This is a genomic window from Pontibacter rugosus, assembly GCF_042678745.1.
Classification (GTDB): Bacteria; Bacteroidota; Bacteroidia; order Cytophagales; family Hymenobacteraceae; genus Pontibacter; species Pontibacter rugosus.
The window spans coordinates 15,500-38,465 of sequence record NZ_JBHTLD010000008.1; the positions used below are offsets into that span (position 1 = coordinate 15,500).

Annotated in this window: 25 protein-coding genes; 17 read left to right on the forward strand and 8 right to left on the reverse strand. The window is 45.8% G+C overall.

Annotated features, from left to right (window positions below; genetic code table 11):
* The first annotated feature begins 41 nt into the window (after nucleotides 1-41).
* Nucleotides 42-920 (forward strand): hypothetical protein, encoded by an 879-nt coding sequence (locus ACFQ2O_RS01925; RefSeq protein WP_377522478.1) that lies wholly within the window; start codon nucleotides 42-44, stop codon nucleotides 918-920.
* Complete coding sequence (locus ACFQ2O_RS01930) at nucleotides 904-1,563, forward strand: ABC transporter ATP-binding protein (protein WP_377522479.1); 660 nt, start codon at nucleotides 904-906, stop codon at nucleotides 1,561-1,563. Before ACFQ2O_RS01925 ends, ACFQ2O_RS01930 begins: the two co-directional genes overlap by 17 nt.
* Before the next feature lie 76 nt (nucleotides 1,564-1,639).
* On the opposite strand, the gene folB is transcribed toward ACFQ2O_RS01930, so the two are convergent.
* From folB to ACFQ2O_RS01945, 3 genes are read right to left on the reverse strand one after another with little or no spacing between them, the layout of a single operon-like run.
* Nucleotides 1,640-1,996 (reverse strand): dihydroneopterin aldolase, encoded by a 357-nt coding sequence (folB, locus tag ACFQ2O_RS01935; protein WP_377522480.1) that lies wholly within the window; start codon nucleotides 1,994-1,996, stop codon nucleotides 1,640-1,642.
* 6 nt (nucleotides 1,997-2,002) lie between these two features.
* Nucleotides 2,003-2,998 (reverse strand): DivIVA domain-containing protein, encoded by a 996-nt coding sequence (locus ACFQ2O_RS01940; protein ID WP_377522481.1) that lies wholly within the window; start codon nucleotides 2,996-2,998, stop codon nucleotides 2,003-2,005.
* 9 nt (nucleotides 2,999-3,007) lie between these two features.
* On the reverse strand, nucleotides 3,008-3,928 hold the full coding sequence (locus ACFQ2O_RS01945; protein ID WP_377522482.1) for a WD40 repeat domain-containing protein: 921 nt from the start codon (nucleotides 3,926-3,928) through the stop codon (nucleotides 3,008-3,010).
* 109 nt (nucleotides 3,929-4,037) lie between these two features.
* Here ACFQ2O_RS01945 and ACFQ2O_RS01950 point away from each other — a divergent pair, with 109 nt between their 5' ends.
* Together ACFQ2O_RS01950 and ACFQ2O_RS01955 are read left to right on the forward strand one after the other, a co-directional pair.
* A complete protein-coding gene (locus ACFQ2O_RS01950; RefSeq protein WP_377522483.1) occupies nucleotides 4,038-4,685 on the forward strand; it encodes a 4'-phosphopantetheinyl transferase superfamily protein in 648 nt (215 codons plus the stop codon).
* A 22-nt stretch (nucleotides 4,686-4,707) separates the two neighbouring features.
* Nucleotides 4,708-5,289, forward strand: a complete 582-nt coding sequence (locus ACFQ2O_RS01955) for a thioredoxin family protein (RefSeq protein WP_377522484.1) — start codon at nucleotides 4,708-4,710, stop codon at nucleotides 5,287-5,289.
* A 73-nt stretch (nucleotides 5,290-5,362) separates the two neighbouring features.
* On the opposite strand, the gene ACFQ2O_RS01960 is transcribed toward ACFQ2O_RS01955, so the two are convergent.
* The 4 genes from ACFQ2O_RS01960 to ACFQ2O_RS01975 form a co-directional block, all read right to left on the reverse strand.
* Nucleotides 5,363-6,211 (reverse strand): transglutaminase-like domain-containing protein, encoded by an 849-nt coding sequence (locus tag ACFQ2O_RS01960; RefSeq protein ID WP_377522485.1) that lies wholly within the window; start codon nucleotides 6,209-6,211, stop codon nucleotides 5,363-5,365.
* Nucleotides 6,212-6,331: 120 nt separating this feature from the next.
* Nucleotides 6,332-7,960: an acyl-CoA carboxylase subunit beta gene (locus ACFQ2O_RS01965; RefSeq protein WP_377522486.1), complete on the reverse strand. Its 1,629-nt coding sequence runs from the start codon at nucleotides 7,958-7,960 to the stop codon at nucleotides 6,332-6,334.
* Nucleotides 7,961-8,055: 95 nt separating this feature from the next.
* On the reverse strand, nucleotides 8,056-9,153 hold the full coding sequence (locus ACFQ2O_RS01970) for an MlaD family protein (RefSeq protein WP_377522487.1): 1,098 nt from the start codon (nucleotides 9,151-9,153) through the stop codon (nucleotides 8,056-8,058).
* A 22-nt stretch (nucleotides 9,154-9,175) separates the two neighbouring features.
* Complete coding sequence (locus ACFQ2O_RS01975) at nucleotides 9,176-9,958, reverse strand: N-acetylmuramoyl-L-alanine amidase family protein (RefSeq protein ID WP_377522488.1); 783 nt, start codon at nucleotides 9,956-9,958, stop codon at nucleotides 9,176-9,178.
* Nucleotides 9,959-10,030: 72 nt separating this feature from the next.
* Here ACFQ2O_RS01975 and ACFQ2O_RS01980 point away from each other — a divergent pair, with 72 nt between their 5' ends.
* From ACFQ2O_RS01980 to ACFQ2O_RS02025, 10 genes are all read left to right on the forward strand, one after another.
* Nucleotides 10,031-12,706 (forward strand): putative LPS assembly protein LptD, encoded by a 2,676-nt coding sequence (locus tag ACFQ2O_RS01980; RefSeq protein ID WP_377522489.1) that lies wholly within the window; start codon nucleotides 10,031-10,033, stop codon nucleotides 12,704-12,706.
* 79 nt (nucleotides 12,707-12,785) lie between these two features.
* On the forward strand, nucleotides 12,786-13,604 hold the full coding sequence (gene panB, locus ACFQ2O_RS01985; protein WP_377522490.1) for a 3-methyl-2-oxobutanoate hydroxymethyltransferase: 819 nt from the start codon (nucleotides 12,786-12,788) through the stop codon (nucleotides 13,602-13,604).
* Nucleotides 13,605-13,716: 112 nt separating this feature from the next.
* A complete protein-coding gene (locus ACFQ2O_RS01990) occupies nucleotides 13,717-14,385 on the forward strand; it encodes an RluA family pseudouridine synthase (protein ID WP_377522491.1) in 669 nt (222 codons plus the stop codon).
* A gap of 210 nt (nucleotides 14,386-14,595) precedes the next feature.
* Nucleotides 14,596-15,360, forward strand: coding sequence for an acyl-CoA desaturase (locus ACFQ2O_RS01995; RefSeq protein ID WP_377522492.1), 765 nt, complete (start codon nucleotides 14,596-14,598; stop codon nucleotides 15,358-15,360).
* 169 nt (nucleotides 15,361-15,529) lie between these two features.
* Nucleotides 15,530-16,075 (forward strand): 30S ribosomal protein S16, encoded by a 546-nt coding sequence (locus tag ACFQ2O_RS02000; RefSeq protein WP_377522493.1) that lies wholly within the window; start codon nucleotides 15,530-15,532, stop codon nucleotides 16,073-16,075.
* A 12-nt stretch (nucleotides 16,076-16,087) separates the two neighbouring features.
* Entirely contained in the window at nucleotides 16,088-16,669 is a 582-nt protein-coding gene (gene rimM / locus ACFQ2O_RS02005; RefSeq protein WP_377522495.1) for a ribosome maturation factor RimM, read from the forward strand.
* 2 nt (nucleotides 16,670-16,671) lie between these two features.
* Nucleotides 16,672-17,349 (forward strand): tRNA (guanosine(37)-N1)-methyltransferase TrmD, encoded by a 678-nt coding sequence (gene trmD / locus ACFQ2O_RS02010; protein WP_377522496.1) that lies wholly within the window; start codon nucleotides 16,672-16,674, stop codon nucleotides 17,347-17,349.
* Between the two features lie 169 nt (nucleotides 17,350-17,518).
* Entirely contained in the window at nucleotides 17,519-17,872 is a 354-nt protein-coding gene (rplS, locus tag ACFQ2O_RS02015) for a 50S ribosomal protein L19 (RefSeq protein ID WP_377522497.1), read from the forward strand.
* A 160-nt stretch (nucleotides 17,873-18,032) separates the two neighbouring features.
* The gene (locus ACFQ2O_RS02020; RefSeq protein ID WP_377522498.1) at nucleotides 18,033-18,617 is read left to right on the forward strand and encodes an inorganic diphosphatase; all 585 of its coding nucleotides are present in this window, start codon (nucleotides 18,033-18,035) and stop codon (nucleotides 18,615-18,617) included.
* Between the two features lie 233 nt (nucleotides 18,618-18,850).
* Nucleotides 18,851-19,822, forward strand: a complete 972-nt coding sequence (locus ACFQ2O_RS02025; RefSeq protein ID WP_377522499.1) for a hypothetical protein — start codon at nucleotides 18,851-18,853, stop codon at nucleotides 19,820-19,822.
* 62 nt (nucleotides 19,823-19,884) lie between these two features.
* On the opposite strand, the gene ACFQ2O_RS02030 is transcribed toward ACFQ2O_RS02025, so the two are convergent.
* Nucleotides 19,885-20,583, reverse strand: coding sequence for a DNA repair ATPase (locus ACFQ2O_RS02030; protein ID WP_377522501.1), 699 nt, complete (start codon nucleotides 20,581-20,583; stop codon nucleotides 19,885-19,887).
* 215 nt (nucleotides 20,584-20,798) lie between these two features.
* On the opposite strand from ACFQ2O_RS02030, the gene ACFQ2O_RS02035 reads away from it, so the two are divergent.
* The 3 genes from ACFQ2O_RS02035 to ACFQ2O_RS02045 all read left to right on the forward strand — a co-directional run bounded on the left by ACFQ2O_RS02035 (nucleotide 20,799) and on the right by ACFQ2O_RS02045 (nucleotide 22,910).
* Nucleotides 20,799-21,206: a 6-pyruvoyl trahydropterin synthase family protein gene (locus ACFQ2O_RS02035; protein ID WP_377522502.1), complete on the forward strand. Its 408-nt coding sequence runs from the start codon at nucleotides 20,799-20,801 to the stop codon at nucleotides 21,204-21,206.
* Nucleotides 21,169-21,861, forward strand: a complete 693-nt coding sequence (gene folE / locus ACFQ2O_RS02040) for a GTP cyclohydrolase I FolE (protein WP_377522503.1) — start codon at nucleotides 21,169-21,171, stop codon at nucleotides 21,859-21,861. The genes ACFQ2O_RS02035 and folE overlap by 38 nt, the downstream gene beginning before the upstream one ends.
* 131 nt (nucleotides 21,862-21,992) lie before the next feature.
* Nucleotides 21,993-22,910 carry a TIGR01777 family oxidoreductase gene (locus tag ACFQ2O_RS02045; RefSeq protein WP_377522504.1) on the forward strand — a complete coding sequence of 306 codons (918 nt, stop codon included), beginning with the start codon at nucleotides 21,993-21,995 and terminating at the stop codon, nucleotides 22,908-22,910.
* Nucleotides 22,911-22,966: the final 56 nt, after the last annotated feature.

A 22,966-nucleotide genomic window follows, 5' to 3' on the forward strand; every position in this document is an offset into this window, starting at 1 on the left:
AACAGCTGATTCGGACTTTGCAAGGCCTTAGTTGGTATCATGTGCCTGTACTACTTGCTACGGCAGCCTTTCTCTCCTGGTGGTTGTTCCAGAAATTGCAGGAGGTTTCCTTTGCCATGGCCGCAGTAGCAGGCGCTGTAGTTGTTATACTGCTGCTTCATACTTCCCGCGCTGATAAAAAATTTATGCAGCACCTGGCCGCACGGCACCAGCTTGTATTTTGGGCAGAGTATAGTATACTGCTGCTACCCTTCCACCTGCTGCTTCTGTTTTCGGGGCAAGGGCTTCTGATTCTTTCTTTAGAAATGTTGCTACTGGTCGTTTCCTACCTTCACGTTAGCAGCCTTCCGAAAGTTAAAACAAGGGCTTACCCTTTCATCCATCACCAGAACTTTGAGTGGAAAGCTGGCATGCGGCAGAACCTCCTGCCTTTTCTCCTGATTTATACCTTAGGTATAGCCTTGGCCCCTCTGCCCTATGTAACGCTCTTGATGCTGTGGCTACTGCTTTTGATCGTGAGCACTTTTCTGCAGGAATGTGAACCATACAACTTGCTGTTGCTGCCAGAGAAAAGCCCCCATCTGTTTCTGAAGTATAAGATTAAGCTGCACCTGCTCCAGTACATCGTGCTAACGCTCCCGTTGCTGCTCCTGCACCTGGCATTACAACCAACGCATTTTATACTTGCCCTGGCTGCTTATACTATGTTTTTGTTAGTGCTGATGAGCGCGGTGCTGCTGAAATATGCACACTATGAGCCAAACGAAAAAGTATCTTCTGCCGCTTCGCTCCTCAACGCATTAAACCTAGCAAGCCCGCTGCTGCCATTCCTGCTGCTTTTCCCATTGGTGAGCAGCATCCGCAACTATAAAAAAGCAATTAACCGCCTCACCCCTTTTCTGCATGATTTCAGTTCATAACCTCCGCGTGTCTTATAACCGGCAGGTTGTGCTGGATAATTTGACGACTACTTTTGAAGCAGGCAAAGTACACGGCATCGTTGGGTTAAACGGCACGGGCAAAACCACCTTACTCAACACGCTTTTTGGCTTTATAAAACCCGCTACTGGTGAGATACTGTACCAAGGCGATAAACTTACCAAAAAGAATATCTCTTACCTGGAGACAACAAACTTTTTCTACAGCAACATAACGGGGCAAGAGTACCTGCGGCTTTTCTGCAGCAGCAGCGCAACGTATGAAGTATGGAACGATCTATTTAAGCTACCTCTAGACAATTTGATAGAAGGGTACTCAACAGGGATGAAGAAGAAGCTGGCGCTGCTGGGTGTACTGCTGCAGGACAAGCCGGTGCTCCTGCTCGATGAACCGTTTAACGGCCTGGACCTGGAAAGTATATGGCTTGTAAAGCGAATCATAGCCGACATCAAACCAAGCAAAACCATTCTGCTCACCTCGCACATCTTCGAAACCCTCACCTCTACCTGTGATTATATTTACCGCCTGGGCAACAACTCCATTGCCCATACTTACAGCAGAGAAGAATTTGGGCAGCTACAGGAACAGCTGTACAAAGAGCTGGACGAGAAAGCAGGCTTTTGAAGTATAGCCGCCCTAAACTAAAAGCAGCTGGCTCTGTTTCCAGAACCAGCTGCTTTACGAATCAATAAGTAAGATTTTATCTTGCTTCCTCCAGGGTAACTTTTGCCCACTTGCAGATGCCGCCCAGCGGAGGGTTGAATTTATATACATGCACCTTCACCGACTGTACGAACGGAAACTTGTCGTATACTTTGTCAATGATACGGTGGCCGAGGTGCTCCAGCAGGCGGGCAGGCATTTTCATTTCTTCCAGCACCAGCGCATACAGCACCTCATAGTTCACGGTCTCTTCTAGTTTATCAGTAGCAGCAGCGCGTTGCAGGTCTGTATCAATAATTAAATCGATGCCATACTTGTTGCCTATCTTCTGCTCCTCGTCGTAGTAGCCGTGGAAGGCAAAAAATTCCATGCCCTCCAGCGTAATCTGCCCCATGCCTCCTTAACCTATCTCGTCGAAGAAAGAACCTGTGCCTTGCTTAGCAGTATTACCGTTATAAGCGGCTGCGGCTGCATAATTATTTCGTGATGGCTCTGTAAGCGGAGGCTGAATCTCTGGCTGCTGTGGTGTTACAGGCTGCACATCCGGAATCGGTTGCTCAATGTCTGGCGCAGGCACACGGCCCGGGTAATCCGGCGCTGGCTGCTCAATCTCAGGCGAAGGCACATTTGGCACCGGCGTTACCGGCTGTGGTACCTCTGGCTGCGGCTGCGTTACATCCGGCGCAGGATCTCCAAGTGGAGTATAGCTATTTTCGCTTGCCTGCATCACAGCGACAGGAGCGTTAGATGCTGTTGTCTCTGCTAGTTGTATGGTTTTATTTTCTACGTTCGTGTTCATGTCTTTCAAGTTTTTCAGCAGCTCTGTGTTTTCAACTTCGATGTTGGCTGCCCTTGAAAGAATACTGTGTGTTGCCGCTTTTGGTTTTGCGTTCGCCTTCTCTACTTTCTCCATGGCCTCGTTGGCCAGGTGGCGCAGGTCACGCACCAGGCTATCCAGGTAGCTTTCCATGCGCTGGCAATCCTGATCCAGGGCCTTTACCTGCTCCTGCATTTCCAGCACTACACGCTCCGCCTGCTTCTTGGCATCTTCCAGCATCTGGCGTGCTTCGTTGCGGGCCTGGTTCATCAGTTCATCCGCTTTCAGCTCCGACTCACGCGCCTGCAGTTCAGCCGATTTCTTGGCCTGCTCCATGATGCTGTTACCGGTATCTTCAGCTGTTTTAAGGGTTTTGTAGAGTGATGATTCCACTTCGCGCAGCTTCTGCGTCTCGCGGTGCGAGGCGTCCAGTTTCATGCGCAGATCCTTGTTCTCGTCCTGCAACTTTTCCCATTGCTGCGAGAGCGTAAGCAAAAACGCGTTTACCTCATCCTTATCTAGTCCTCTAAATGCCTTCTCAAACGTTTTCTGCCTGATCTCTAATGGTGTAATCTTCATAACAAAACCTTAATTAATATCCCAAACTGAAATGGTGCGGTCATCACTACACGAAACTAACTGATTATGATGAGCCGACCAAAATAATTTATTTACCGAGGTGCCGTGGCTGGCATTGCGTACTTTGTCTATCACTTTCAGCAGTTTAAAAGTTTCTGCATCCCATACTTTAATAGATTTATCCATGCTGCAGGTGGCAAAGCGACGGCCATCGGGGCTATACGTGATGTGGTTGATGGTATACATATGCGCAATTACATAGCCTCGCTCCTTGTACTGCTCCCATACTTCCCACACCCGCAGGTGCGCATCACGCCCACCGCTCAAAAGCAGGCTCCCATCTGGTGAGTATACTACCGTAAACACAGAGTTTGTGTGTGACTTCAGCTCATACTTCAGCTCCAGCGTGTCCACATGATACACTCTGATACTGTTGTCGCTGTACCCTACCGCCAGCTCGTTTGTTTTCTGATTATAGGCCAGGCAGCGAGCACTTTGGTCTGAATTCCGGATGATGGTCTGAAGCTCGAATGTTTCTCCATCCAGCACACATACGGCACCATTGCCCATTGCCACAAACACCTTCCCTTGCGCTGCTGGTACATGCAGGATGTCGAATATGGCTACTTTTGGCAATGCCACTGACTTTAGTATCTGCTTGTTTGCCAGATCTATTACCTGCAGGCCTTCCTGATTCTGGCCCAGCAGCAGCAAATTGCGTTGCGGCAGGTAGCGCAAGGCGTATACCGAGGTAGTTACCCGCGCCATCAGCTCTCCGTTCTCTGGCGCGTCCAGGTTCCAGGCCACCACCATGCCGTCTCCGCCTGCAGAGTAAAAAATGTTAGTATCGCCAGCGCGTTCTAACGTATAAACACAATCGCGGTGGCCGGTTAAGGTGGTAATCTTCTCTACTTGTACTTTTATGGCCATACTGGCTGCTGCTCTTAGTCTCTGTTAAAAATCAGCTAAATTTACAACAATTACAGGTAACAGCTGATGTCTGTACTTGTAAAACCGAAACGCTTACACAATATTGCCTATGCCTCTGCTACACTCAAAGCAAATTAACTCAAACACCGTACTTGGTATCTGGCGGTTAGAAGAACCCCTGGAGGACCTGCTAAAGGCCTTGCCGCCTCATGCAAACGTAGATGAGCGGCTGGCACAAGTACACCCGAGAAGGCAGCGGGAGTGGCTGGCAAGCCGGGTACTGGCATATAAGCTACTGGAGGATTTAACACCGCTTCCGCTGCAGCTTTTGCGTAACCAGCACGGCAGGCCGTACTTCTCCGACTCCCGTTTTCATGTTTCTATCTCACACTCGCCTGCCTTGGCCGCTGTTATACTTTCTGACACGTATGAGGTTGGCATAGATATTGAATTAATATCTCCGAAGGCATTACGCGTTCAGGAAAAGTTTCTGACGGATCAGGAGAAAAACTATACCCTGGCTGATGAACGGGAGACCTGCCTGTACTGGAGCGCCAAAGAAACTTTGTATAAAATGTATAGTCGAAAGCAGCTTATTTTCAAAGAAAACCTGTCTGTGGCTCCACTGGATGAAGCAAATATTTTGCAAGGGCGCGTACAAACAGAAAATTTTTCTAAATTGTACCATATTCACCACGAAACGCTGCACAGCCACGTATTAACATACTGCATTGATAAGCAATCTGCTCAAGTATAGTACAAATAAACCACTTATAGATATGAAACACCTAGCCTCTCTTGCCACAGCCGTTTTGCTCTCGCTGAGTTCTTTTGCACAGTCTGGCGGATATCAGCTAGGCGATAAGGTCGCTGATTTTACTTTGCAGGGCGTAAATAACCAAACAACCTCTCTTAGTAATTTTACAAATGCGAAGACCGTTGTACTGGTGTTTACCAACAACCAGTGCCCATATGCTAAATTGTACGAAAACCGCTTGGTAACACTGGCCAGTACCTACGATAGCAAAGGTGTTCAGTTCGTTTATATCAACTCTGGTGCTGGCGATGCAGGCGAGACCCTGCAAGAAATGGGCACAAAGAAGTATAGCCCTTACCTATCAGACCAGGGACAGAAAATAAGCACCCAGTTTGGTGCCACAAAAACACCTGAAGTATTTGTGCTGCATAATAATAACGGAGAGTTTATCTTAAAGTATAAAGGTGCCATAGACGATAACCCGCAGGTGGCAAGTGATGTAAAAAATCAGTACCTTAAGAATGTGATTGATGAAGTATTGGCCAGCAGAGCGGTTTCTACGCCAGATAAACGTGCTACCGGCTGCTTGATCAAGAAATACTAAGTATAAATAAAATATAAAAGGGAAGGGCCACTACAAGTTGTAGTGGCCCTTCCCTTTTATATTTTGCTGAATCCTAGATTACCGGATCTTCATCTGTTATACTTGCCAGCAGTTTCATCACCTCTGTAGCTTTTTCAGGATCATCCATTTTTTCGAACGAAAAGGCAAGGTTACGCAACGCCCGCTTCACAATCTCGAGGTTAGAACACGGCTCATAGAAAATATCCATCGGGTTCAGGTCTAGCTGCAGGATGTAATTGTCTATGTCTGCTTTGCTCAGGATAAGACCTTTGTTGTACACGTTAATGTAAAACTGCATGCCGTCCAGCTTATAGGTAAGTATAAACAGGTTGGGCAGGTTTACACCAAATACCGGCATATCCAGGCGCTGCGCCAGCGTCATGTAAAGCACGCACAAAGTGAGCGGGTTTCCTCGCTTGCTCTCCAGCACCAGGTGCAGCATAGAGTTTGCCGGAGAATGAAAGTTTTTGGTGTTAGCAGAAAAACGCTTTTCCCGGAACAGCACATTATTCAAAGCCTTTACCTGATCATAGGGATGCATCTCCTCCTTCATCTGCGTCCAGGCATCAAAGTATAGCTGGTCTATTGTTTTGTTGATCGTAGCAAACTCCACATCCGGGTATAAATAGGAGTTTACCAGCCACATCCCCTCCAGTAGGTTTTCGGCACCATTTTCTTTCCAGGCTTTCATGCGGTGCAGCAGCCCTCCGAATTGCAGGTTATGAATCAGGTCCTCGATTTTCTTTTGCAGATCGGCGTTCAGCGTTTCCTCCCACTCTTCTTCCAGAAATGGAATGATACCTTCGCCTAAATGCACAATCTGCTTCTCCACATGCGACGCAACTTCGCTGTCGCTGTCATCCAGCAGCGAGATAAGCGCCTTTATTTCGTTCTTTGTCACTATACTTCGGTAATTAGAAATTCAAAATTAGAAATTAGCATGTTTGGGAATCCAAAGCTTTTTAGCTTTTCTTAAATAAACCCTCATTTCTAATTTCTAATTCACAATTTTGAATTTATCTCACGTTTGAATCACTCCTACATTGTAAGGCTTTTCGATGGGAGCGTGGTTTGCAGCCTCGATGCCCATAGAGATTACCTTACGAGTTTCCAGCGGATCAATGATGCCGTCTACCCACAGGCGTGCGGCCGCATAGTATGGCGAAAGCTCTTCGTTATACTTGTTGGTTATGCGCTCCAGCAGCTCCTGCTCTGCCTCTGGTGTGATTTCCTCTCCTTTTGCTTTGAGTGATGACACCTGAATCTGAAGCAAGGTTTTAGCAGCCGCCGCACCACTCATTACCGCCAGTTGCGCTGTAGGCCAGGAGTAGATCAGGCGCGGGTCGTAGGCTTTGCCGCACATGGCGTAGTTTCCTGCCCCGTAGCTGTTGCCTACAAGTATAGTAAACTTAGGCACCACAGAGTTAGACATGGCACTCACCATTTTAGCACCATCTTTGATAATGCCGCCATGCTCTGACTTGCTGCCCACCATAAAACCGGAAACATCCTGTAAGAACACCAGCGGAATTTTCTTCTGATTACAGTTCATGATAAAGCGAGCAGCTTTGTCAGCAGAGTCGGAATAAATTACGCCGCCCATCTGCATTTCGCCTTTTTTACTCTTTACAATCTTGCGCTGATTGGCTACAATACCTACTGACCAACCATCTATACGGGCCAATCCGCAGATAAGCGTTTGTCCGTAAAGGTCTTTATAGGGTTCAAACTCTGAATTATCAACCATGCGAAGTATGATATCCATCATATCGTATGGTTTAACACGGTCAGATGGCAGTAGGCCGTAGATTTCTTTTTCTTCTAGTTTTGGCGCAGCAGGCGCTACACGGTTAAAACCGGCTTTGGGGTTATCGCCCATCTTATCAAAGATGTTGCGGATATGGTCCAGTGCCTCTTTATCGTCTTTACACTTATAGTCCGTCACGCCCGATATCTCGGAATGGGTGGTTGCCCCGCCAAGAGTCTCGTTATCTATGCTTTCACCGATAGCGGATTTCACCAGGTATGAGCCTGCCAAAAAAACCGAACCTGTACCTTCTACAATCAGCGCCTCGTCGCTCATAATCGGCAGGTAGGCACCACCAGCCACGCAGCTGCCCATGATAGCGGCAATCTGCACGATGCCCATGGAGCTCATTACCGCGTTGTTGCGGAACATACGGCCAAAGTGTTCTTTATCCGGGAAGATTTCATCCTGCATCGGAAGAAATACGCCAGCACTGTCTACCAGGTATACGATAGGCAGTTTGTTCTCAATAGAGATTTCCTGCGCACGCAGGTTTTTCTTGGCTGTGATAGGGAACCAAGCACCGGCTTTTACAGTGGCATCGTTGGCTACTACCACGCATTGGCGGCCTTTGATATAACCTATACCAGTAACTACGCCACCGCTTGGGCAGCCGCCAACCTCTTCATACATGCCTTCTCCGGCAAAGGCGCCTACTTCCAGAAAGTCAGTGCCTTCGTCCAGCAGGTATTCGATGCGCTCGCGGGCGGTCATTTTACCTTTCTGGTGCTCTTTCTCAATGCGCTTTTCACCGCCACCGAGGTGTACCTTTTTTAGTTTGTTCTTCAGCTGAAAAATTAGCTGCTTCAGTGCGTCTTCGTTTTTGTTGAATTCGATGTCCATGCAAGCTAGTTTGATTAGTTTTAGGGTGGTATAAAAATGCGAAAATCCGCTCTTTCAAGCGGACTTTACAAATATACAATTTTTAACATTGCAGCTTAGTTAGATTTTACGCTGTCTTTTCTAACAGGCGTAAGAGCAGCACCTTGTATGGTATTCCTCTCTGGAACAGGTACATATACCGTATCCGGTACTGTACGGAATTCCTGCGGATTGGCTTCCTGCATTTCCTTCACCTCATCCAGTGTTATTACCCGGCCTGTTTCATCCACTTTATACTTGTCTTTGCGGCCAAACACGGAGAAGCTGACATAACGCTTCGGGTAAGCCTGGATATCGCGGAGCAGCAGGTCTAAAGCAGCAGAAGAACGGTTTAAGTTTTCGTACAACTGCTCATCGTTCATCAATTTGCCAATAGATCCCTGTCCTGAGTTAAGCTTTGTGGCGGCAGATTCCAGTTCCATTACAGCCTGGTTTGCGTTTCGTACCAGCTGGTTTATCTCTGCCTGCTTTAGTGTATCCGTTATTTCAGCCATGTTCTGCGCCAGGTGGTTGATGTGGCGCTGCGTTTCGCGGAGCGAGGATGTGAGTGAGCTGATATTACTGGTTATCTGGCTGATGTTTTCCTGGTTAGAGCGAAGTATTTTGTTGATAGCCTCTGTAGTAGCTTCGGTATTGGCGAGGATGTGCTGCAGGTTGTCTTTGGCATCTCCATCGAGCAAGCGGTTTACACGGGCCAGTGTCGTATCCACCTTGTCGATGATCGGTACTGTTTTAGTAGAGATAATATCAGTGATGCTGCTTGATTTGTAAGCAATGAGCTTTTCACCGCCATCATATAGGGTTGTATTTTTTCCTAGGTATAAGGTAATGGCTTTGCTACCTAATAAATCTGAGTTGCCAATAGCTGCGATAGTAGAATCTCCTACTTCTATACCCTTTAGCACCCCTATCTCTACCCTTATCTGGTTATTTTGGTCAGTCAGCAGTTTAACTGTTTGCACTGAACCGACCTGCACACCATTTAAAATAACAGGATTGGAGGCTACAAGTCCATCCACGTTATCATACACGACATAGTATGTGTTCGAATCAGAAAAAAGATCTGACCCTTTCAAGAACATGAAGCCGAAGTATAATATGACGATTGCGACAATGCCTAGTAACGCAACTTTAATTTCTTTTGATATTTTCACGTAGGAGTTTTGCTTAGCTGAATTAGTTCATGGCTTCGAGCTCTTGCTTATACTCTTTGAAGGCCCGATATATACCTGATGCAATATACGACTGGCCGGTTTTATCGTTAAGAAATTTTTCTTCTGTTGGGTTTGTCAGGAAGCCACACTCTATCAGAACACTCGGCATGTAAGACTTCCATAGCACTAAAAAGCCCGCCTGCTTCACACCACGGCTTTTTCTGCCGGCCTTTGTGCTGAATTCACGCTCAATTTTTTCAGCAAACCGAAGGCTATTATCTATATAAGCACTTTGGTGAAGTGCAAATAAAATGTGGCTCTGCGGAGAATTCGGGTCAAAACCGTTATAGTTTGCCTCATAATTATCTTCCTGAAGAATTACAGCATTCTCTCGTTTGGCAACCTGCAGGTTTCCATTAGACGTATGCAACCCCATTGTATACGTTTCGGTACCGTAAGCAGTAGCTGGGCCAGAGTTTAGGTGGATAGAGATAAAGAGGTCAGCGTTATTTTTGTTCGCGATGCCTGCCCGGTCAATCAGCTCGACGAAGTGATCTGTTTTGCGGGTATATACTACCTTTACGCCAGGCACGTTTTGCTCTATGAGCGCACCAACCTGCAGCGCCAAATTAAGGGCAACATCAGCTTCATGAGAAACTTTGCCATTACAACCTACATCCTTCCCTCCGTGGCCGGCATCAATAACAACTGTGCGCAGCTTGTATTCCTTTTTAAATTCAAGTGTATTGGAGGAGCACAGTAAAAAAACAAAAACCAGAACAGAAACAGTAACAATATTTTTCACAACGCTCGTTAGTTAAAAGCTAAAACAATAACTTTGTACAAATTAAGTAAACTTTTAGGGAACTCTGAAGATTTGCGCCACTTTTTAATCCTCTTCTTTCTGCTGCAACTCAGCATCCTCTTTCCTACGCTGGTGGCTGGCCAGGGGGTACCCGTTCCTACCGCTGTAACGCAAGACACAGCCGCTGTTGCCGGGCAAGACTCCCTTAGCCTTGCCGCACCTAAAGGCGACATCGCAACGACTATCAAATATTCTGCCAGAGACTCTATTTTGTTTGAAGTAAACAGCAGAATCGTGCATTTGTACGGCGACGCCAAAATTGTGTACGGCGACATGAACCTGGATGCTGCTTATATTGAGATAAACTACGAAACCAACACACTTACGGCAACTACCCTCCCAGACTCTACCGGTAAAGAGACAGGCACACCCATGTTTAAACAGGGCGACCAGAACTATGCCGCCAAACGAATTGCCTATAACTACAAGACCAGGAAAGGCCGAATATCTGAAGTAGTAACGCAGCAGGGTGAAGGATACATACACTCTGAGGTTGTAAAAAGAAATCAGGATAATGAGTTTTACGGGTTTCATAACAAGTATACTACCTGCAACTTAGAGCACCCGCACTTCTATATTAGCGCGCCCAGGATAAAGGCTATTCCAAATGATAAAGTCATGTCAGGGCCCTTTAACCTGGTGATTGGCGATATACCAACACCTGTTGGATTTTTATTCGGGCTATTCCCTACCCCTAAAAGCAAGCGCTCTTCCGGGGTCATCATCCCAAGTTATGGCGAAGAAAACCTGAGAGGGTTTTACCTGAGAAACGGAGGCTATTACTTTGCATGGAACGATTACATGGGCACCAGGTTAACGGGAGACATTTTTTCGTTGGGAGGCTATAACTTAAGCTCCAGCACGAGTTATTTCAAGCGCTATGCCTACCGGGGTGGCTTTGAGCTTGGGTATACTTACTTTAAGGGAGAAGAAGCCAATGTTGCAGCAGCCACCGGTGTAAGATCTACAGATGTTCCTTTAAATTCTCAGTTCTCGCGAACGACCCGCACATTCGGCATACGCTGGAACCATACGCCTGTAACCAAACCTGGAAGAGGAGCCTTTTCCGCAAGTGTAAACGCCCAAAGCCAATTGCACAACCGCCTTAACTACAACGGAACGGCACAGTACCTGGCGCCTACGCTCAACTCCAGTATCTCTTACCAGAAAACAATACCAAACTCGCCGTTTAGCTATACTATAAAAGCAAGCCATGGCCAGTCTACAACTACAGGAAGCATGAACTTTGTGCTACCGGACGTAAACTTCAGCATGTCGCAGGTGTCTTTGGCTGAGCTTTTCACAGATGCTCCTGCTACTAACAAATGGTATGAAAACTTCACTGTTTCTTATAACCTGAATGCATCCAACAGGATATCGAATGTCGTTCCTGCACGCACAGGCTCTGACTTTCCTCTTTTGGAAACCAGCCCGGCTGATACCATTGATTTGAACTTCAATAACCTTCAAAACCTTTGGGAAAGCGGACAGAAATCAGCAGTCCATACATTCAATATTGGCTTAGGTAACTACAAAATTTTACGCTACCTAACCTTTACCCCAAATGTTAACTACAGCGAAACCTGGTTAGATGAAAAGTACTCGTTCCGGTTTAACCCTGACTCACAACGCGTAGATATCGACACGACTGGTTTCGGACGTATCTATCAATATAGTGCAGGTGCAAGCTTGAACACAACTATTTACGGAATTGTAAATGTTAAAGGAAAGCGAGTAGAGGCTATCCGTCACCTGGTTAGGCCAAGTATTTCTTATAGTTACCGCCCTGACTTTGCAGATCCTCGATTCGGGTTTTACCAGCGCACGCTAGTTGGAGCAGACACCCGGACAAACCTACCTAATTATCGTCAGCTGGGTCGGTTCAGGACTGGGCTACCAGGTACAGGCCTAAGCTCTGCGCTTAGTTTTGGTATAGATAACAGTATAGAAATGAAAGTGAAGTCGCAGAATGACTCCACCGGCAACCAGTTTGAGAAAGTCAGCATCATTGACGCCTTATCTATCAGGTCTTCTTATGATTTTGCAAAAGACTCCCTGAAGCTGGCCCCTATAAGTATAAATTTAAACACTAATTTATTTAAGATTATTACCCTGAACATCAATTCAACATTTGACCCCTACAAGGCAGACAGCCTTACCGGAAGGGCCGTGGACGACTATTATTTTAACCTGAAGGAATTAAAGCTGGCAAGAATGACGAATGCCAGTATTACACTCTCAGCCAGTCTTAGCCCCGAAACGTTCCGAACTGAAACATCAACACCAACAAACCTGCCAGCGCTTTCCCGAGACCAGGACCCGTTGGTACCAGAGTATGTCGATTTTAAAATTCCGTGGACACTATCAGTCGGCTACTCCTTAAGAACAGATCGCAGTTTTGGAGTAAACGGCAGGTCTAACCTAACCCACACAGTTGACATGCAGGGCTCGCTGAATATTACGGAAAAGTGGAAAGTGCAATACATGGTGGGGTATGACTTTGTTAGAACCAACATCTCTAACGCTAACTTCCAGATACACCGCGACCTGCACTGCTGGGACATGAGCATTGGGTGGAGGCCATTTGGTTTCCAGAGAGGGTATAACCTTACCATAAATGCCAGATCGGCGCTACTGCAGGATCTAAAACTTACAAAACGAAGTAAAAACAATACTTTCTCATACTAAATACAAAAACAGCCACAGCAAAATGTGGCTGTTTTTGTTTCAGATTTTATAGCTTTACGCCTGAACACACACTTGAGCTATGTCTGTACATAAAAACGATATAAAGAAAGTTACTACACACCAGCTGCAGAACATGAAAGAGCGTGGCGAGAAAATCTCTATGCTTACAGCCTATGATTTCTCTATGGCCACTATTCTGGATGCTGCCGGTGTAGATGTGCTGCTGGTAGGCGACTCCGCCTCTAACGTGATGGCTGGCCATGAAACAACACTGCCGATTACGCTTGACCAGATGATTTACCATGCCTCATCTGTTATAAGAGGTGTACAACGTGCCTTTGTCGTGGTAGATTTGCCTTTCGGCTCTTACCAGGGCAACTCATCAGAGGCTTTGCGATCTACAATCCGCATCATGAAAGAGTCCGGTGCACATGGTGTAAAATTGGAAGGAGGCGCTGAAATAAAAGAATCTATTACCCGTATCCTAAGTGCTGGCGTGCCGGTAATGGGCCACCTGGGCCTTACCCCGCAGTCTATCTATAAGTTTGGCACCTACTCCGTACGGGCTAAAGAAGAGGAAGAGGCACAAAAGCTAATCGATGATGCTTTGCTACTTCAAGAATTGGGTTGCTTTGCCATTGTGCTGGAGAAGATCCCATCAGAACTTGCCAAGCGGGTAGCCGATACTCTTGCCATCCCTATTATAGGCATAGGCGCCGGCCCTCACGTAGACGGTCAGGTATTGGTAGTACACGACATGCTTGGCATTAACAAAGAGTTTAAGCCTCGCTTCCTGCGCCGCTATGCTGACTTGCACACTATCATGACAGAAGCCGTGCAGCATTATGTGCAGGATGTAAAAAGTAAAGACTTTCCGAACGAGAAAGAAGCCTACTAGTAACAATTATGAATGACGGATTAATAATTAGGAATGGGTGAAAAACAAAGCCTGCGCCTTCTGTTCTAATCAATTCATCATTTATAATTTCTAATTCATAATTTCTAATTTAATGCTAGATGTTCTGTTTGAGGATAACCATGTGCTGGTAGTAAACAAGCCGGCAGGCTTACTGGTGCATGGCGATGAGACTGGCGATATAACACTTGCTGATTTAGCAAAGGAGTACATTAGGGTAAAGTATAACAAACCCGGTAACGTATTTATAGGTGTAGTACATCGCCTCGACAGGCCTGTTAGCGGTGTAGTATTGATGGCCAAAACATCTAAAGCGCTCTCCCGGCTTAATGAGCTCTTCAGAAGCAAAAAGACGCAGAAAACGTACTGGGCTGTTGTGCAAAATCGACCGCAGCAAGAACAAGGCACATTAATACATTGGCTTGTAAAAGACACCTCTCGTAATGTAACAAAGGCCTATGCCAAAGAGAACCCAGCTGGCGCTCGTTCAGAACTACATTATAAGCTACTCCGTTCACAAAAAGAGGGGCACTTGCTAGAGGTAAACCCTATAACAGGAAGATCACACCAGATACGGGTGCAGCTTTCATCTATGCGCTGCCCTATTTTAGGAGATCTAAAGTATGGCGCAGCGCAGCCTTTACCCGACAAAAGCATAGCCTTACACGCACGCCAGCTTCAATTTGAGCATCCTACCTTAAAAAAACCTGTATCAGTGAGCGCTCCAGCTCCAGCCACAGCTGCCTGGGCCCCGTTTAGGTAAATTACCTTTAAACCTAGGAAGCCTCCCCTATAAACTGCTGCTGACCCTGTTACATAGCAAAAGAATGATTTTCGTCATTTTCTGAACTTTTACGCCCGCATCTCTATTTTACTAAAAAATCGTGTCGTAGCTTTGCAAAAATAGGTGGCATAGTTATGGCATTCAGCCTGCCACACAAGAAATCAAAATCAATTTTTACCTGATAAGTTAATGGCCATACTCATCTTTTTTTTAGTGCACTGGTACCTGTCACTTTTTGTACAGACATTTTACCTGCACCGCTATTCAGCCCACAAAATGTTCACAATGAACCCTTTCTGGGAAAAAGCATTTTATCTGCTAACGTATGTAGCGCAAGGATCTTCGTTCCTGTCGCCACGTGCCTATGCTATCCTGCACCGCATGCACCACGCTTTCTCTGACACTGAGAAAGATCCGCATTCGCCGCACTTCTCTAACAATGCTTTCACGATGATGTGGAAGACAAAGGAGATTTACAACAATGTGCACAAGAACCGTGTGGAGCCGGAGCGCCGCTTTGATGGCGACTACCCAGTATGGCCTGCACTGGAGAAGCTTGGTGATTCCTATTACTCCCGCATTAGCTGGGGGGTGGCTTATGTACTTTTCTACATCGCCTTCGCTACACAATGGTGGATGTTCCTGCTGTTGCCTTTCCACTTCCTGATGGGCCCTGTACACGGAGCCATTGTAAACTGGAGCGGACATAAGTATGGCTATCAAAACTTCGATAACAATGACAAATCAAGAAATTCGCTTTTCTTTGATTTCCTGACTGGCGGTGAATTGTTCCAGAACAATCACCACAAATTGCCAAACCGTGTAAACTTCGGCGTGAAGTGGTGGGAGGTTGATCCAACCTGGCCAGTTATCTGGACTTTAAACAAGCTGAGCATCATTAAGCTGAAGCCTGTAAAAGCAAAGGCTGAAAAAAGAGCTAAGGTTGCTGCCTAAAATAGCAAAGCCCTCCTACTACGGAGGGCTTTTTTTATGGCTATACTTTATATTGACATTCAGACACTTATTATTTCGGCATCTACTGTAGATTATCATAAAAAATTTATACCTTTGCGGTTCTAAACTGGTGGACGAGATCCGCCGACTTTTAAAACTCATTTAGAAAATGGCAGTAAAAATCAGACTGGCCCGCAGAGGCCGCAAGAAAGCAGCTATCTACGATATCGTAGTAGCCGACGCTAGATCACCACGTGATGGTAAGTTTATCGAGAAATTGGGCACATACAACCCTAACACAAACCCTGCGTCTATCGACTTCAACGAAGACAAAGCGTTCCAGTGGGTTATGAATGGTGCACAGCCAACCGATACTGTTAAAGCAATGCTTTCTTACCGTGGCATCCTGTTCAGAAAACACCTTCAAATTGGTGTGAACAAAGGCGCTGTAACGCAAGAAGTTGCAGATCAGCGTTTTAACGAGTGGAAAGAAACAAAAGAAGCGAAAGTTGAAGCGAAGCGCCAGCAAGTTGGCTCTGACAAAGATGCGAAGCGTAAAGCTGCTCTTGAAGCTGAAACTAAAGTTAAAGAAGCTCGTGCTGAGGCTATCCGTCAGCGTGAGGCTGAGAAGGCTGCAGCTAACGCTCCTGCTCCTGCAGAAGAGGCTACTGAAGCCCCAGCTGAAGGTGACGCGTCTACTGAAGAGCAAGCATAATTTCCGGGTGCCATGCATATTGATGACTGCTTTCTATTAGGCTATATCGTCAAAACCCATGGTACCAAGGGGCAGGTAGTTGCGTTCTTTGACGTAGACTTTCCTGAAGATTATGAAGATTTGGAATCAGTTTTCCTGGAGCAAAAGGGAAGACTGATTCCTTTTTTTATAGAGTCTATCGAGCCGCAGAACAAAGGCCGCTTCATCATCAAGTTTGAAGACTTCAAGTCTATCGAACAGGCTGAGACGCTGCGTAATACGTCTGTGTACCTCCCACTCAACGAGCTTCCAGAACTCGAAGAAGGACAGTTCTACTTTCATGCAGTAATCGGCTATCAGGTAGTGGATGCACAGCATGGCCCTTTAGGTATTGTGAAAGAGTTTTACGACCTGCCACAACAACAGCTGATGGTAATGGATTACCTGGATCAGGAAATGCTGGTGCCGGTAATCGACGAGGTTTTTGTACGGGCTGACCACGAGGCAAAAATACTGCACGTGAATATGCCAGAGGGATTGTTGGAAGTATACACACAACCATCTAACCCGAACGAAGCCGACGATCTGGATGATGCCGAGGAGGAGGAACAGTAGTAATGCGTTTTGATATTATCAGTTGCCAGCCAGATCTGCTGGAAAGTCCCTTTAGCCATTCCATTGTAAAACGCGCACAGCAGAAAGGGCTGGTGGAAATCCACCTGCATGACCTGCGCAAGTATGCCGTGAACAAGTATGGCCAGATTGATGACTACGCTTTTGGTGGTGGCGCTGGTATGGTGATGATGATGGAGCCGATCGATAAGTGCATCTCTGCCTTGCAGGCTGAGCGCGCGTATGACGCTATCATCTACATGACCCCTGATGGCAAAACGCTGAACCAGACGATTGCGAACAAGTTCTCGCTCCTGCAGAATGTGATTATACTTTGCGGCCATTACAAAGGCGTGGATGAGCGCGTACGGCAGCATTTTATAACACACGAAATCAGCATCGGAGACTATGTGCTTTCGGGCGGTGAACTGGGAGCTGCGGTATTGGCAGATGCCATTATCCGGATTATACCGGGCGTACTAAACGATGAATCATCGGCACTCACAGATTCTTTTCAGGACGGCTTGCTGGCACCACCGGTATATACAAGGCCTGCTGAATACAAAGGCCTGAAAGTACCGGACATCCTAATGTCAGGCGACACACCGAAGATTGAGGCATGGCGTTTTGAACAGGCAGTAGAACGCACAAGGCAGCGCAGGCCTGATCTTTTAGACGAGTAAAGAATTCCGGCCTGGGCTGGAGCACCATAATAAAAGCCACTTTGCCTAACATGCTACATAAGTGGTAGTTAATTTTATACTTTTTTTCTGTAAAGGTTCCTATGTAATAAATATTTACATATCTTTGCAGTCCGAAATTTGAAGGAGATACTTTAAGAACATAGCCATCATGAGCGAACTAATTAAATTTATCGAGCAGGATTCTGCTGACAAACGCGCCTCTTTTCCGGCTTTCCAAGCTGGCGATACAGTAAACATACACGTGAAAATCCGTGAGGGTAACAAGGAGCGTGTTCAGCAGTTCCAAGGCGTTGTGATTCAGCGTAAGAACGTGAACACAAACGGTGAAACTTTCACTGTAAGAAAAGTATCTAACCAAATCGGCTTAGAGCGTATCTTCCCGCTTCTTTCTCCATCTATCGAGAAAATCGAGCTGGTAAGAAGAGGTAAGGTAAGAAGAGCTAGACTGTACTACCTGAGAGGTTTACAAGGCAAAGCCGCTCGTATCAAAGAAAGAAGATAAGGATACCTGTTTTCATAAGTTTTCCATATTTTTAGTACAAAAAAAGGAGCCAATGCGTTGGCTCCTTTTTTTGTACCTTTACTTTCGTATTTGTCAAAACAAGCTCACTATCAAGATAAAACAGACATCATTAAGTATAACATCAAAAGCAACAAAGCAAATGAAAAGCTATACTTACCTCTTACTTTTACTCCTGCCCCTGCTCTTCTCCTCATGCCAAACAGATTATACAGAGCTGCCAACCTACAGCGGCAACAGGCAGCTACAGGCTATTATTGAAACTCCGGCAGGCAATACGCTCAAGTTGGTGTATGACAAAGAGAAAAAAGAATTTGTAGCCGATAAGGAAGCAGGGCAAGCTCGCAAGGTAGGGTTCCTACCCTACCCAGCCAACTTAGGCTTTATTCCATCCACAGAGATTAACAAAGACGGGAGCGGCTTGGAAGTGCTGGTGCTCTCCGAGCGCCTGGAGTCTGGCACAACCGCAGAGGTAATTCCTATTGCCCTGATGCAACTCGAGAATGCCGGTGAACTGCGCCACATTGTAGTGGCGGTGCCAGCGCGACCCAGCGAGCGCCAACTTGATGCCACCACCTATGCCTCTTTCAGCAAGGAATATGCACCGGCCAAAGCCATACTTCAAATTTGGTTCAGCAACTTTCATAAGTCGGCTGGAACACGCTTTGTAGGCTGGCGGGATGAAAAATTTGCCGAGAAAGAAGTACAGCGCTGGATGAAGCTATAGCCAGCAGCTGAGAAAAACAGTTAAATTTAAGAAGAGGTCAAGGCAGAAGCTTTGGTCTTTTTTTATGATGGAATTATTATGCTCTTAAACACCCATCCTGCTGTATAGCTAAACTGTAGCTTGTGTTTACCCCCTTTACTAGTTATATGCAAGTATAAACACCAAAAGTGCAACATTACACTAGGTTCTAAGTAATACTGTGTATTATTCACATCAACCTTAGTTTACAGTTTATGAAAGCACCTATTTTACTAGTATCCGCATGTATGCTGACAACAGGAGCAGCATTTGCACAAAACAATCAATCGGATGTGCTGCAAGAGGGGATCAGCAATCGAGCCACAGTGCAACAAGTAGGCAGAAGTAACAGTGCACTACTAGAGCAAACTAAGTACGGTAATGCTTCTACAGAGTATAATGTTGCAACCATTAGCCAGACAGGCAATAACAATACTGCTAAACTGGTACAGGAAGCACAAGCTGTCTCTAACACTGCGAGTATTGCCCAAAATGGCAACGATAATTCGGCAAAACAGACACAGGGTAACTATGCTTACAGTAACTCAGCAATTATTGAACAGAATGGGAATAGTAATTCTGCTACACAATCACAGGTATCTCCCACTGGAAATAAAACAAATAATGCTGCGCTAGCCTATCAGGAAGGCAACTACAACGTAACCGTACAGCGTCAATTCGGAGGCAATTATAATACTGCTGAAGTCAGCCAATATGGGGATAATAACAATGTATACCAGTTGCAGAATGGATCCTCTAACTATGCTACTATTGAGCAGATTGGTAACCATAATACCGCTGATCAACGTCAGTTTAATGGAGAGCATAGTGCTATTATAGCACAGACGGGAAATGGAAACGTTCATATCCAGGACCAAGAAACCAGAACCCTTCGCAACACTGCGACAGCAGTAGCAGTAGGCGATGATAACTATGGCTATCAGCAACAGGCTAGTAGAAGTAACTCCTCTGAAATTTACCAGACAGGTAATAACAACTATGCAACTTCTGTTCAGGCAGGATTAGCTTATTTTGAACTAGGAAACAACTATAACCAAACTATCCAGACAGGAGACTATAACAGGGCAGAAACTCAGCAAAATGGAATGAACCATGTAAGCAATATTGTGCAGCATGGCAACAACAACACTGCCACAGTAACACAAAGCGGAAGGCTCTTACAATAATATAAAAGAAAGGTCCGCTGCATATGCTGCAGCGGACCTTTCTTTTACCTTCATATTTGTGACTACTTAATCTCCAGCAGCTTTGCTCTAACAGCGTCAACAGATTTCTCCATATCCTGCACGCGCTGGCGGCTTAGCTCCTGCTGCTGCAGGTTTAACTGCACACCCTGCTCCAGTTTTTTCAGCTCATCTGCATTGCGCACTAACTCTGCCTCTAGCTCCTGTTTACGCTGTTTGTTCTTTTCTATACTTAGCTGTATACTGTTCGCCTCCTTCACCACACGGTCCTGCTCGTTTTTCGTTGCTTTTAGTACAGCCTCTGCTTCGTTAATCTGGCGGAACACATCGTTCCGATAAAGTACTTTAGCAAAGCCACGCAAAAAATTCTCTGCCGCTACATACTCATTTGGTGTTGCATCCTTGCTTACATAAGCAGTACCCATATCCAGATTCCACCACACGTAGCTGCCCTGTGCATCGCTGCCTGTGGTAGATAAAAGACGGAACGGTGCATGAGAAATTGTATCTATCACGGCTCCCTCTACTACCATCACTCCTTTGGATGATTTTACACGGCCTGCTTTCTGAGCCAGATAGTCTTTCCAGGTCTTTTCTACTGTTTTAGGATCAAGCTGTACCGAAAGCTGCTGTCCGCGCCTTAACACCCCATTTACCTCTTGTTCCTTCTCCACTACCTGCACTGATTGTGCCTGGCACAGGCTCCCAATCAGCAGGAATGCTGCAAGTAAAAATCCTTTCATACGGCTTTTGTCAATTGTACTTTATTAGACTGGTTTAATTTCACGAAAATAAAGAATCAAGCGGAGAAAGAAAGAAGAGAGCCGAATTAATTTAGCCAAAAATTGGTTTGGGAATCGGAAGGACTACCGTAACTTTGCAAACTTGTAGCATTCGCAGTCTGAGCAGCTTATACCTACGCCAAACAATTGCACCACCATACCTGTTGAATCACTCTATGAGAATAACCATCTGCCGAAAAGAGCATTTCAACGCCGCACACAGGTTACATAACGCAGCCTGGTCGGATGAGCAGAACAAGGCTGTATTTGGCCTGTGCAACAATCCGAACTATCATGGCCACAACTATGAATTGATTGTGAAACTGACCGGAGCTGTAGATGCTGACACAGGCTATGTGTATGACATGAAAAAGCTTAGCGAGCTGGTAAAGCAGGAAGTGATCAGCCAGTTTGATCATAAAAACCTGAACCTGGATACAGAGGAGTTCAAGAACCTGAACCCAACAGCCGAAAACATAGCAGTAGTTATCTGGGATAAGCTTCGTGCACAAATCAGCACCGATTACGAATTAGCAGTAGTACTGTATGAAACAGAAAGAAACTTTGTGGAATATAATGGATAACCACGACTTGGAGAACGAAGAAGCCATGGATGACCATGTGATGAGTTCACTGGATACGCCCTTGCGCAAAGATGCCTTTGACTTATCTGATAACGAGAAAATTGCTATCATTGAGAAGCATTTTTACCAGATTATGCATACGCTTGGCCTCGACCTGACAGACGATAGCCTGAAAGGTACGCCTGCGCGCGTAGCCAAAATGTATGTGAAGGAGATTTTTCATGGCCTGCACCCGGATAATAAGCCGCTGGCCAGACGCTTTGAAAATAAGTACAAGTATAACAAAATGCTGGTGGAGCGCGACATTACTGTTTACTCTTCCTGCGAGCATCACTTTGTTCCGATTATCGGCAAGGCGCATGTGGCTTATATCCCGAACGAGCATGTGATTGGCTTATCTAAACTTAACCGTATTGTGCATTACTATGCGCGCCGCCCACAGGTACAGGAGCGCATGACCATGCAGATCTCGAATGAATTAAAGCAAGCCTTAAAAACAGATAACGTAGCTGTGCTGATTGAGGCTGATCATTTATGTGTAATGAGCCGAGGCGTAAACGACGTTAGCAGCAGCACCATTACAGCTGAGTACTCAGGCCTTTTTGAGCAAGAGCAGTATCGCAATGAATTTTTAGGGCATGTGCGCTCTAAATAAGAAGACCAACTGCGGTAATTTACCCCTGTAAATCAGCTCCGGAGTCTCCTATTTAATATTAAAAAACTTAAATATACCTAAGTTGCGTATAGTGTTAATTATACTTCACTGCGCTAACATGTTCATATCTTATGCCAGGTAAAATTTTAATTACAGGAGGATCAGGTTTAATAGGGATGCGTTTATCAGAAATGCTGATAGACCTGGGCTACGAAGTGGCGCACCTAAGCAGGAGCCCTGATAAAGTTTCTACTTACAAAACCTTTAAGTGGGATGTTAAGGAGGGATATATTGATGAAAATGCCATCACTTACGCAGATTATATCATCAACCTGGCTGGTGCAAGCGTAGCTTCTGAGAAATGGACAGATGAGCGCAAAAAGGAAATCCTGAACAGCCGTACTGCCAGTATAAACCTGCTGCACAGAAGTCTGCGAAATGCAGAGCACCACGTAAAAGCTTTTATTTCTTCTTCAGCAGTGGGCATCTACGGCAACTCCGGTGAGCAATTAATGTCTGAGGAGAGTAACTCGGCCGATGATTTTCTGGCAGAGGTATGTAAGGCCTGGGAAAGCGCTGCCTGGCAAATGCGTGACCTGAACATACGCACGGTGATTATGCGGCTGGGCATAGTGCTAAGTATAAAAGGAGGCGCTTTACCGCAAATAGCCAGACCTGTAAAAATGATGGCTGGTGCGCCTCTGGGTTCCGGTAAGCAATATATGTCCTGGGTGCACATTGATGATGTATGCCGTTTGTTTATTCGTGCCATCGAAGACAAGCAGTTTGAGGGCGTATACAACGCTGTAGCCCCACACCCGGTTACGAATAAAGAGTTTACAAAGGAATTAGCTGAGGCTATGAAAAAGCCATTGGTGCTACCTAAGGTGCCTGCCTTTGCTATCAACCTGATGATGGGCGAAATGAGCGAGGTGATACTAGCCGGCCAACGGGTAAGTGCAAACAAAGTACTTCACACCGGCTTCACCTTTGAGTATACTTATGTAGAAGATGCCTTGGAATCCTTTTATGAAACCGAGAAAGATTAAGTGAATCCTACTAAATAAAAGCAGAAGGGCCAGCTATACTATAGCTGGCCCTTCTG